Raw genomic sequence first — 12,603 nt, forward strand, 5'->3', positions numbered from 1 at the left:
TTTCGCACGTTTTTTATTTCCAAAAGATAAAAGCAGATGCTAATCTCAACATCTAGGCGTGGACGCCGAAAGCTATAAAAATATATCGCAAAGCACTTGCATACAAGAATAAAGACGCAGTGAGGGATAAGCATGCGTGGAGTCGCAATGGTGCTCATCGGCAGTTTGGCGCTGATGGGTTGTCACGGTAAAAAAGCCGTAGTTGAGCCTACACAGCCACTCAGCACTTTAAAAAATATTGATCTTGAAAAAAAACCGGGCTTCGTCGAACAACATCGGGTGGGGATGTTTACGATTGGCGGCTGGGTCAACCAGAAACAGGGCAATCATTTTCAGGCAGTTAAACCTCAGCATGAGGACGCTGCAATCGTTTATTTATACCGCCCGGATTCCAAATGGAATCGTCAGGAAATTGTCGCTGCCAGTCTGTTTATCAATCAGCATCGTATTCCGAGTTTATTGCATAATCATCATTACTGGATTGAGCTACCTGCAGGCACTTATCGCTTGAGTACCAGTCGTCCATTGGGTGCTTTGCACTTCCAGAAACCTAAATATCTGGACTTTACGGTAGAAGCGGGTCAATCCTATTTTATTAAATATGATGAAGAAAATCTAAGCACCCGTCGTAGTGTTCCGGGTCCTCTGATGCTGATGCCGAGCAGTGTGGGCCTCAATGAAATTGCTTTTACCCAGTTAAAATCGGACAGTTTTAACTTTTTTGCACAGGATCAGGAAACTGGGAAAATCCGCAAGAAAGCTCAGAAAATTAAGGCAACTGAATATGATCCATCTACAGATGTACAGTTAACCACACCGTTTAAACTCTGGGATCCAAGAACCTGGTAATTAATTTTCAAACGCCAATAAAAAAGCACCCATCTGGGTGCTTTTTTATTAGCTTAAATTAGCCTGCAGCAGCGTCAACTACTGGAATCTTGCCAATTTTCGCTTGCCAGATTTTTGGAGCAGTCGCGTGTACAGATGTACCATTTACGTCAACTGCAACAGAAACAGGCATATCTTTCACTACAAACTTGTAGATCGCTTCCATACCCAAATCAGCAAATGCAACTACTTCAGCTTCACGAATTGCTTTAGATACGAGGTATGCAGCACCACCAACCGCCATAAGGTAAGTCGCTTTATTGTCTTTAATTGCTTCAACAGCAGCAGGACCACGGTCCGCTTTACCGATCATGCCATAAAGACCAGTTGCTTCTAATACTTGGCGAGTGAATTTATCCATACGAGTTGCAGTTGTTGGACCTGCAGGACCTACAACTTCATCACCCACTGGATCAACAGGACCTACGTAGTAGATGAATTTGCCTTTTAGATCAACAGGAAGTTCTTCACCGTTGTTCAGCATGTCTACCATACGTTTGTGTGCAGCATCACGGCCAGTATAGATTGTACCGTTTAGAAGCAGCGTATCACCTGGTTTCCAAGAGTTCATTTCTTCTTGAGTGATGTTGTCTAGGTCAACACGTTTAGAAGATGAAGAATCCCAAGTGACTGATGGGTAGTCTTCAAGGCTTGGTGCTTGAATATGCGCAACGCCTGAACCATCAAGTGTAAAGTGTGCATGACGGGTTGCTGCACAGTTCGGGATCATGCCGACTGGTTTGCCCGCAGCGTGACAAGGGTAATCTTTGATCTTTATGTCTAGAACAGTGGTTAAACCGCCAAGACCTTGAGCGCCAATGCCCAATGCGTTTACTTTCTCGAAGATTTCGATACGAAGTTCTTCAAGTTTGTTTTGTGGACCACGACGAAGCAATTCGTCCATGTTGATCTCTTCCATCAATGCTTCTTTTGCAAGCATCATGGCTTTTTCAGCAGTACCACCAATACCGATACCCAGCATACCAGGAGGACACCAGCCTGCACCCATAGTTGGAACAGTTTTTAATACCCAGTCCACGATTGAGTCAGACGGGTTCAACATTGCCAGTTTAGATTTGTTTTCTGAACCGCCACCCTTGGCAGCAACAGTGATGTCTACTTTATTACCTGGAACAAGTTTGTGGTAGATCACAGCAGGCGTGTTGTCTTTGGTGTTCTTACGGCCAAAAGCAGGGTCAGCCAGTACAGATGCACGAAGTACGTTAGAGTTTTCAAGATAACCTTGACGTACACCTTCGTTGATCGCATCGTCGAGGCTCATGGTTAAATCAAATTTAACGTCCATGCCCACTTCAACAAATACGTTGACGATACCAGTATCCTGGCAGATAGGGCGGTGGCCTTCTGCACACATGCGTGAGTTAATTAAGATTTGCGCGATCGCATCTTTCGCAGCTTTGTTCTCTTCACGGTCGTACGCACGGCTCATCGCTTGGATGAAGTCTTGTGGATGATAGTAAGAAATGAACTGAAGCGCATCTTTAACCGATGTGATCAAGTCATCTTGCTTGATAATAGTTGTCATACAAATATCTCTTGAGCGGGCTGTTAGCTAGCGGGCTAAATTATAAGACAAATGAATCCGGTTGTGGGCGTTTTGCAGGGACATTGGCCAAAAGTTTATAGTTTAAGCAATAAGGCATATTACTTTGGCTGAGAGATCTGTTAAAAATGACCAGTTTTTGTCATATTTACTGTCATATTTCAGCTTAAAGTTTATTTAAATATAATTAATTTTATTTTAAATATTTGATTTTTATTAGTTAATTAAAATTATGAAAATTTCATCATTGTCATATAACTGTCATAAAAGTTTTACATAATGCGCTTATCAAATGAATGATGAGTTTTCTTTATGACCCTGACTAGTGTATTGATGGTAATTGCTTTTAGTCTTTATATCGCTGCTACTTGGTTCTACGGCCAGAAAGAAGATCAAGCTTAAGCTTTATCTTCTTTTTTACATTTTAAGAGCTAAAAAATTAGCCTATCTTCAAATCTTCAAATCTTCAAATCTTCAAATCTTCAAATCTTCAAATCTTCAAATCTTCAAATTACCTTAATAAAAAAACAATATTTCAATCATCTTGGCCTTGCCACAACACGCCTGTGACACAGTTATTTTTCTTCATTACATTATTAACCCAGAAAAACCCAAAGCCTGAAAACCCTTACACACAGCCAATTTTTTAGGGCTTACACTGAGGTCTCTCAACTTCTATAAATAGGGCAATTGGAATGAGTAACTTTAATACAAATGACATCAAAGAACATGCTTCAGTAATTGCTTCAGATGGTACTCAAGTTGGTAAAGTGGATCATTTAGAAGGTCAGGACAAGATTAAATTGACAAGAAGTGATGACGAGAATAATGAGCATCATCTGATCCCGATCAGCTGGGTAAGTGAAGTGAAAGATGACAGTGTGATCTTGAATAAAACAGCAGAAGATGTGCACAAAGAATGGACCACGGTATAAGCATGATCTTTGCCTGACTTATTCTGGTTTGGCTTAAATAGTCAAACTGGATTTAAGTTTAAAATAGGCAAGTCTGATCTGTTAAAGTGGTAAATGCCAGCCTGTTCGGCTGGCATTTCTTTTGTGTCATCAATCTGTTTATTTTAGTTTCATTTACTCATAGAGCAGATTAAGAACCTGCATAATTTTTTGAGCTAGATAATCTGTAGATTATAGAACGTCTAATAATTACTGAGAAAACTTATAAAATAGATCAATAAAAAAACCACCCGATCTTTTGATCGGATGGTTGTGGAGTGTTAAAGAAAATTAACCAGCTTGCTGATCAGCCTGAATCGCAGTTAAAGCAATGGTAAATACAATGTCATCGACCAGCGCACCACGTGACAGGTCATTCACCGGCTTGTTCAAGCCTTGCAGCATCGGACCGACACTCACGACATTTGCTGCACGTTGTACCGCTTTATAAGTGGTGTTACCAGTATTTAGATCAGGGAAGATAAACACATTGGCACGACCAGCGACTTGTGAATCTGGTGCTTTCTGACGACCCACACTTTCAACTGAAGCGGCATCGTATTGAAGTGGACCATCAATCAGCAGATCAGGACGACGCTGCTTGGCAATCTCTGTCGCTTTTGCCACTTTTTCTACGTCTGCACCTGTGCCTGAAGTCCCGGTAGAGTAAGAAATCATCGCAATACGTGGATCAATGCCAAAGGCTTTTGCGGAGTCAGCAGACTGAATTGCAATTTCAGCCAGTTGTTCGGCATCCGGATCTGGATTAATCGCACAGTCACCATAGACATAGACTTCATCTGGCAGCAGCATAAAGAATACAGAAGAGACTAATGAATATTCAGGTGCTGTCTTGATCAACTGGAAAGCAGGACGAACGGTATTTGCTGTGGTATGTACTGCACCAGAAACCAGACCATCCACCTGATCAAGTGCCAGCATCATAGTACCGAGTACCACAGTATCCTGTAACTGTTCACGCGCCTGTAATTCATTGATTTTACCTTTACGCAGTTCAACCATTTTTTCCACATAATTCTCGCGAATCAGGTCGGGATCAATAATTTCAAGATCATGCGGTAATTCAATATTTCGTGCTTTGGCAACTTCAACCACTTCTTCCGGTTTTGCCAATAAGATACAGTGTGCAATCCCGCGAGATTGACAGATTGCAGCTGCCTGAATGGTACGCGGCTCATCACCTTCCGGAAGCACAATACGTTTTTTCGCTGCAATCGATTTTTGTACCAATTCATGACGGAATGCAGAAGGAGACAGACGTGGCTTATAAGAACCATTGATTAGCTGTGCGATCCATTCTTCATTTAAGTGACTGGATACAAAACGGGTCACCTGTTCAGCGCGTTCAGTATCATCACATGGAATTTCATTGCTTAAATTGGCCAGACTTTGGGCAGTTTCAAAAGTGCTGAGTGGCGTATGCAAAATAGGCAGACCATGTTTGATTGCTGTCTGGCAGAATTCCAGTACCGCTGCATTTGGCTCATAGTGTTCAGTCAGCACCAGTCCTGCCAATGGAATGCCATTGCTGCTCGCCAGGCTACTTGCCAGCAAGACATCAATACGGTCTGATGCACTGATAATCAGCTCGCCAGCCACAAATTTATGTAATTCATGCTCAATATTGGACGCAATTAAACTGCTGTGTAAGACACGGCGCTGTTTTGCTTCACCCAAGTTCACCCAGTCTGCTGAAATATGCGCTGCCAGGTCAGAAATACGTGGCACACTTAAAGTATTGCTGAATGGAACCAGACCAATGACTGGAAGCTTTTCAGAACCAATATGGGCATGGGTTTTTTGAATATCAGCTATAAATTTGTTGGTATCACTGATCAGACGTAAACTAGGATCAATGGTCACCGGGATCTGTGCAGAATCTTCCGGTAAGCCTTTGGTTCGCATAAATAATACGCCAGCCATACGGGTAGAAGAGGATCCACCCAAATAACGTAATTGGCTTTCAACTTTTTCAGCTGCTACTTCAGGCTGGTTGATATCAGCATTGCTGACAATGATGACTTTGGCATCGAGTGCCTGCGCCAAGGCTGCATTAAAGCTTGGCGCAAAGGTATCGCGGCTATTAGGTACCAAACCTTCAACAATAATCAGGTCGTGATTTTTGGCAATCTCACGATGCAGGCGTACAGCATCTTCAAGCAATTCATCTGTTTCACCCAGATTAAAGCGCTGAATCAGGCTTTCATAAGCAATTGGTTCAACGGTTTCACTTTGGGATAAATGACGATAGAGTGCTGTAGTGCGATCTGTTTCCTGACTTTTTTCCTGTGAAAAAGGTTTCACAAAACCTGCTTTTACCCCTTGGCATTCTAAAGCATATACCAAACCTAAACAGGCTGAAGTTAAGCCGACGCCTTCCCCGGTCGGCACCAATAAAATTGTTTTCATAAGTAATATCAGTCGCGCAATAATAGAAATTAGGTAAAAGGGAACCGGGCTTGCTTATGCAAGCGCAGCTTCAGGTTCAGACTTTTTTGCAGTGGCTTGCTCCACTTCATGCTCTACCACATAATGAGTTTCTTTCGCGATTCGGCCTTCTTCATCAGTTGGAACTACCCAGATTTGTGGGCCTGTACCATTATCGATACGACCTTCCGTACCACGTTTCAAACTGCTATTAGCATCTTTATCCAGGTTGAAACCGAAATGTGGTAAATAAGCCATGGTTTTTTCACGGATATACGCCGAGTTTTCACCAATACCACCGGTAAAGAACAGACCATCAATACGTGGCAGACCACAGCTTAAAGCAGCTAAAGATTTCGCCAGACGGTAGCAGAATACTTCAATCGCAAGAGTCGCATCTTCATTACCTTGTTCTGAGGCTTCAATCAGGGTACGCATGTCATTAGACAGATTGTCAGATAAACCAAGCAAGCCACTTTCTTTGTTGAGCATCTTGTCAATTTTATATACATCCCAGCCTAAGTTTGCAGCCAGGAAGCTATGTAAACTTGGATCGACATCACCACTACGAGTCCCCATCACCACACCTTCAAGTGGCGTCAGACCCATTGAGGTATCTACACTTTGGCCATTCCACACCGCACAGGTCGAACTACCATTACCGAGATGGGCTGTTAACCAGCCACCTTGCTTAAAGCTGCCAGCCAGTTCAGAACCGCGATCGGACACATAAGCATGGCTGGTACCATGGAAACCATAACGACGTACGCCATATTCGGTATAAAGGAATTTAGGCAGGGCATAACGGTAAGCATGTGCCGGCATGGTTTGATGGAAAGCTGTGTCGAATACTGCGACTTGTGGCAAATCTGGGAATAAACGTTTAGTCGCTTCGATCCCGATCAGGTGAGCCGGATTGTGTAAAGGCGCAAGTGGAGTTGCTTCGCGAATTTTTTCAATAATTTCGTCAGTAATCAGTTCAGCTTTGGTCAGACTGCCGCCATGTACCACACGGTGACCAATGGCATCCGGCTTGTAGTTCGCCAAACGCTCTAAACCTACTTCTAATGCTTTTTTATGATCTGCAAAAGGAATATGAATATCGACGGGTTCATTGCCGACAGTCACACCTTTAATACGGGCATTTTCTGTGCCTAAGTTCTCAGCTAAGCCGTGAATACGGAAATTCTGTTCTTCAAGCAATAGGGCAAACTTGATTGAAGAAGAGCCACAATTAATAACTAATACTGATTTAGACACGATTGTTTACCCGATTCTAATTAAAATTCTCATCCATTTCGTTGACCTGTCTGCTGGCAAAAGCGACACAAGATAGGTCTGTGATCATGTTTTAACATGGGTTTTTTTACTGTCCTAGATAGACTTTAGCCGATTAGACTTAAGCATTATCGACCATAGCGACAATAATAATTAAAATTTATCAGTTCATAGTTTTCATTTATAAATAAAATACTGCTAAAAAATGATCTATTAAACTGTAACTTATATTTCTTAAAAATAATGTTTATTTATTCTACCTTTTAGGTATGGATATGAAGAAATTATATGCAATTTTATAAAGGCTGCATATTTACTTGAACATGTCTTTTATTCATCTAATGCATAAAAAATCAGCCTTGCGAACAAGGCTGATTTTATTATCTATTTACTGGCGAATCTGACCATCACCGAAGACTACCCATTTCTGGGAAGTCAAACCTTCCAGACCAACCGGGCCACGGGCATGAATCTTATCCGTCGAAATACCGATTTCCGCCCCTAGGCCATATTCGAAGCCGTCAGCAAAGCGGGTAGAGGCATTGATCATGACTGAACTCGAATCTACACCTGCTAAAAATTCACGAGCGATGCTGTAATTCTCAGTAATAATTGAATCTGTATGATGCGAGCCATATTTATTGATATGTTCAATAGCCTCCTCAACACCCGATACGATTTTAACTGCCAGAATCGGACCTAGATACTCGGTGTACCAATCTTCTTCTGTTGCGGCAACTACCTGATTGCCCAAGATACGCTGGGTTTCACGACAACCACGAAGTTCCACCTGTTTTTCCTGATACAACTCAGCAATTCGAGGCAGGAAATCTTCAGCAACTTTCTCATCAACCAGCAAAGTTTCCATGGCATTACATACCCCATAACGATGGGTTTTGGCATTCAAAGCAATGGGTAGGGCTTTGAGCAGATCAGCCTGTGCTTCGACATAGACATGACAATTCCCGTCCAGATGTTTAATCACAGGTACACGCGCTTCTTCAGTAATGCGTTCAATTAAGCCTTTACCACCACGCGGTACGATCACATCGACATATTCAGTCAGGGTAATCAGCTGGCCAACCGCAGCACGGTCAGTCGTATTGATCACCTGAACTGACGCTTCAGGTAAGCCTGCCACTTTTAAGCCATGCTGGATGGCAGTTGCAATGGCCTGGTTAGATTCCAGAGCTTCTGAACCGCCACGCAGAATAATCGCATTTCCAGATTTTAATGCCAGTGAAGCAGCTTCCAGAGTTACATTGGGACGCGATTCATAAATCATGCCCACTACGCCCAAAGGCACACGCATCTTGCCAAGCTGAATCCCTGTAGGACGGTAAGCCATATCAGTGATTTCACCAATTGGATCTTTCAGGCTGATCACATCTTTCAGGCCCTGTAACATACCTTTAAAGCGTGCGGGGTTGAGTTCTAAGCGATCAAGCAGGGCACTGTCCAGATTGTTCTGGTGAGCTTTATTCATATCAATCTGGTTAGCAGCCAGAATAGCGGCCTGGCTGTTTTCTAAAGCGGTATAAATTGCTGACAATGCGCTGTTTTTAGTTTGGGTAGACGCACGAGCCAAAATGCGAGAAGCCTGGCGTGCCTGCTGTCCTACCGTTTGCATATATTGTTCAATAGACTCTTGCATAGCGGTTCAATCACTTAGAAATTTCACTTTGATATTAACAGTCTGATGCCGGACAATGAAGCCCATCACTTAAAAATCATAAGCTTTTCACTGTTTCTAAACATTTTGAAATTGTTTTATCTTCAAAAGCAGATAAGTGGTTGTCGAATCAGTTGCTTGTGAAAAGCCGCTCTGTATAGAATGAAATGTAGCGACATAGATGTCATTGATATAATTACTACAGCGCAGGATGCGTGTTCAGGATAATCGGAATAATCCTGAAGCATAAGATCTGTAAATAATGACTTGCACAATAAAAATAAGGCAAGGACGGAGGAAAGGAATATGAATTCCATTATCCAGATGGATGCCCAGGCATTGGACCAACATAGCCATTACGGTTTTTTTGATCTTTATGATAAGCACAGTTTCAAGCAACCAGCACGTACGACATGGATCGATGGCTGGAAAATCGAGTATATGGCCATTGCGCGTCCTGATACTTTGCATATGCGCCCAATGGTGATTATTGGGGGAGCTTTTCAGAACTTTAATTCTTACAAATATTGTGTAGAACAGTTATTTGATGCGGGACCTATTATTTTAATTGATTTACCTTCCATGGGGGCCAACCAGCAAATTACTAACGTTGATACCGGCTTATCTGCAGGAACACTTGAACTCGAAGATCTGGCCGCGATGCTAGGCCAATGGCTGGAGCAGATGCAATTGCCTAAGGTGGCTATTCTGGGAATGTCTCTGGGTTCAGTGGTGGCTTCCTGTCTGGCGGATCAGCGCCCTGAACTGGTAGACCGTATGATTTTAATGGGTGTGATGCAAAAGACCCGCAAAAGCTGGCGCATGCTGCTGGAAGAATCTCTGCATTTAATGAAAGAACAGCGCATGGATGAATTCGGCCAAGCGGTGATTCTGTATCTGGTCAATCATGCGCGTTTAAAAGAAACCCGCATGTCGCCAACAGCAAAACGGTTGTTCTTCAAGCAGATGTCCGAGTTTACTGCCACTGAGCAGGACCGCTATGACATTAACTGTAATCGTCTGTTGCGACTAACCAATGTGCCGATTCCTCAATGCAAAGTTTTAGTGGCTTGCGGGCAGTATGACAGCTTTACCTTGCCGCATGAAAATGCCAATTTTGCCCTGCAATGTCCAAACATGCAGTATGTGCAGATCGCTTCTGCAGATCATGTGCCTCAGTTACAGCGCCGTAAAGAAACCATGCATCTATTTGCAACTTTCTTGCGTGATCAGCCGGTTGATCAGCTCGAAGGTATTATCCCGTTCACCCGTGAACAGATGCAGCAGATCGAACGACGTGGTGAAGAGCGGATTACAGTTCAAGATCCACAGCGTTATTTAAGTCATCGCCATTCTGATCTGGTACTCAAGGCAGAAATTGTCGATATGAATTTCTTTGGGGTGTTGCTGGAATTGGAACCTGGATTAACCGATCAGGCAGCCGCATATCCACGTGATCTGGCTTTGCATCTGGAAGATGAAGAAGGCGAATTCAAGATCGAATGTCTGATCTTCGAACATGATGACACCCAGTTACGTGCCTTGTTCAAGCATGGCAGTTTTGATGTAGCAGAGCGTTTATTACGTTTTGTTCAGAAAGAGAAAGCACTTCAACAGGCTGAAGTATTCGATGCAGTCATCTAAACAATAGAATTCATAAAAAACAGCGTAATTAAACGCTGTTTTTTTTCATTGCATGAATCATCCAGACTAAATCTCCCAAATGTTCATCCTGTTCATAATGAGGATTCTGCTGTCGAGGTTCTGCAAAATAACGTTGTGGCTGTTCGACCTCCACCTGCATAAACCCAGCTTGCTGAAAAAACTGCTGTAGTTCTTGAGGTGATTTAAAATGAAAGGTAAATGCACTGCGTGACATGAATTTTAGCAGACGACTACAGGCCCAGATAAAGCTTGCCAGTTTATTTTTGACCGGTTCAGGATAAATATCACTGAGATAATGCACTTCGCTGAAACCTTGACCATATTCGTTAATACCTTTGAGCAAGGTAAACAGCATTTTTTGATCAAAGTAATTGATCAGGCCTTCACTAATAATGACTAAAGGCTGCTGCGGGTCAAAGACTTTAAAAATATTCGCCAGTTCTGCACTAAAAATATCGCCGCTCAATACTTCCGGGGCATCCGGATCAATCTGCTGCAAAGCATTAGTTTTGATCTTGGCCATATCGGGCAGATCCAGCTCCCGATAATTAATCCCGGGAAATTTCTGTCTAAAGTTCCAGCTGCGTGGAGAAAGACCGCTGGCAATTTCCAGTACCTGTAATTGAGGATATTTACTAATTAACTGACTTAAGTGTTCATCAATCATTTGATGACGCTGTTTCAGGGTGGTACGCATACTGCCACCGACATGACGCTCAGCCCATGACTCCAGTGGATGAACCAGTTTGGCAAGAAATTTACCTTTAGAGGTGGCAAATACCGGATGTGAAATCCCCATTTTGTACCAGATATAGCCGGTATAATGTGCGGTAAAAGAAATATGGCGGTGTTGCGAAAGAGATTCTGTCATGTCGTCCTGACCTTATTGTTGTTTTAATTCAATGCTGCTCATCAATATAGCAGTCTTTTCAACATGATAATAAAAAAGGAACACCTTGTCGTGTTCCTTTGTCGTATTCAGGTCATTTAAAAATTACAGAACCTGATCTTTAAACTGACTGATTTCATCACGGATCTGGCACCACTCATCTCCAAGATTCAGTTCAGTGCCGATCTGAATCTCTGCAATTTTTCCGCGCATGCGTTCCAGACGCTGCTGATTTGGCAGCGGTAGCTCCTGAATGCCTTCAAGTGCGATACACTGTGCTGCGCGATCATTGCAGACTAACCCCATATCACAACCTGCTTTCAATGCCGCCTGAATACGGGCATCGGCACCACCAGCCACACAGGCAGCCTGCATGCTTAAATCATCCGAGAACAGTACGCCGTCGAATCCAAGTTCTTGACGTAACACTTTCTGAATCCAGAATTCTGAAAAACCGGCTGGATTTGGATCAACCTGACTATAGATAACATGGGCAGGCATAAGCGCATCCAGTTGGGATTGTAACTGGATAAAAGTCTGCATATCCTTTTGCTGGATTTCTTCATAGCTGCGCATATCAATGGCAGCGGCCACATGCGAATCGGCCTTAACCGAACCATGTCCCGGGAAATGCTTACCGGTCGAAGCCATGCCAGCACGTTTCATACCTTTCAGAAAAGCACTAGCTAGTGGAATAATATCCTGAATATTTCTGGCAAAGCTACGGTCGCCAATCACATCACTAATATCATTTAAATCCAGTACAGGCGCAAAACTGAAGTCAATTCCGACAGCCAGTACTTCAGTCGCCATCAACCAGCCACATTTCTCGGCCAGTTCCAGCGCTTTTTCATGATCGGTCTGGTAAAGCTCACCAAACTTGCCCATGGCAGGCAGCAGGGTAAAGCCCTGTTTCAGGCGCTGTACCCGGCCACCTTCCTGATCCACCGCAATCAGAATATCTGGACGGACCTGACGCATATGATCAGTCAAAGCGCGGACTTGGGCAGGAGATTCAATATTGCGACCGAATAAAATCACACCACCGACTTGTGGTGCACCCAAGAGTTCAATATCTTCTTGAGTAAGGGTAGTGCCTGCGATGTCGAGCATCAATGCGCCAATCATATGCGGAATCCATTTTAGAATTTTCGGGGAAAACAATACCTGAATTCTGCAATGATTTGCTACACTTTGTCAGCACAGAATATGATAAAACTACACGACATAAACATATTAAGTTGTT

General features: G+C 43.1%; 9 protein-coding genes. 3 read left to right on the forward strand and 6 right to left on the reverse strand.

What is annotated here, in order from left to right; translation table 11 throughout:
* The first annotated feature begins 132 nt into the window (after positions 1 to 132).
* Positions 133 to 849: a DUF2846 domain-containing protein gene (locus ACEWB7_RS02800; RefSeq protein ID WP_004781989.1), complete on the forward strand. Its 717-nt coding sequence runs from the start codon at positions 133 to 135 to the stop codon at positions 847 to 849.
* 58 nt (positions 850 to 907) lie between these two features.
* Here the strand turns inward: ACEWB7_RS02800 and ACEWB7_RS02805 are convergent, their stop codons facing one another.
* Complete coding sequence (locus ACEWB7_RS02805; RefSeq protein WP_005232211.1) at positions 908 to 2,434, reverse strand: fumarate hydratase; 1,527 nt, start codon at positions 2,432 to 2,434, stop codon at positions 908 to 910.
* Positions 2,435 to 3,147: 713 nt separating this feature from the next.
* On the opposite strand from ACEWB7_RS02805, the gene ACEWB7_RS02810 reads away from it, so the two are divergent.
* Positions 3,148 to 3,387, forward strand: a complete 240-nt coding sequence (locus ACEWB7_RS02810; RefSeq protein ID WP_004781996.1) for a DUF2171 domain-containing protein — start codon at positions 3,148 to 3,150, stop codon at positions 3,385 to 3,387.
* A gap of 309 nt (positions 3,388 to 3,696) precedes the next feature.
* Here the strand turns inward: ACEWB7_RS02810 and pta are convergent, their stop codons facing one another.
* From pta to ACEWB7_RS02825, 3 genes are all read right to left on the reverse strand, one after another.
* Positions 3,697 to 5,835, reverse strand: a complete 2,139-nt coding sequence (gene pta / locus ACEWB7_RS02815; protein WP_312307417.1) for a phosphate acetyltransferase — start codon at positions 5,833 to 5,835, stop codon at positions 3,697 to 3,699.
* Between the two features lie 54 nt (positions 5,836 to 5,889).
* Entirely contained in the window at positions 5,890 to 7,113 is a 1,224-nt protein-coding gene (locus ACEWB7_RS02820) for an acetate/propionate family kinase (RefSeq protein WP_286740017.1), read from the reverse strand.
* Between the two features lie 406 nt (positions 7,114 to 7,519).
* Entirely contained in the window at positions 7,520 to 8,785 is a 1,266-nt protein-coding gene (locus ACEWB7_RS02825; RefSeq protein ID WP_034703231.1) for a glutamate-5-semialdehyde dehydrogenase, read from the reverse strand.
* A 324-nt stretch (positions 8,786 to 9,109) separates the two neighbouring features.
* On the opposite strand from ACEWB7_RS02825, the gene ACEWB7_RS02830 reads away from it, so the two are divergent.
* Positions 9,110 to 10,447: an alpha/beta fold hydrolase gene (locus ACEWB7_RS02830; RefSeq protein WP_312307418.1), complete on the forward strand. Its 1,338-nt coding sequence runs from the start codon at positions 9,110 to 9,112 to the stop codon at positions 10,445 to 10,447.
* A gap of 28 nt (positions 10,448 to 10,475) precedes the next feature.
* On the opposite strand, the gene ACEWB7_RS02835 is transcribed toward ACEWB7_RS02830, so the two are convergent.
* On the reverse strand, positions 10,476 to 11,339 hold the full coding sequence (locus ACEWB7_RS02835; RefSeq protein ID WP_312317342.1) for a class I SAM-dependent methyltransferase: 864 nt from the start codon (positions 11,337 to 11,339) through the stop codon (positions 10,476 to 10,478).
* 123 nt (positions 11,340 to 11,462) lie between these two features.
* Positions 11,463 to 12,485 (reverse strand): beta-N-acetylhexosaminidase, encoded by a 1,023-nt coding sequence (gene nagZ, locus ACEWB7_RS02840; protein ID WP_312307420.1) that lies wholly within the window; start codon positions 12,483 to 12,485, stop codon positions 11,463 to 11,465.
* Between the last annotated feature and the right edge of the window lie 118 nt (positions 12,486 to 12,603).

It is taken from the genome of Acinetobacter sp. NIOH-H-8, from assembly GCF_046635365.1.
Taxonomy (GTDB): domain Bacteria; phylum Pseudomonadota; class Gammaproteobacteria; order Pseudomonadales; family Moraxellaceae; genus Acinetobacter.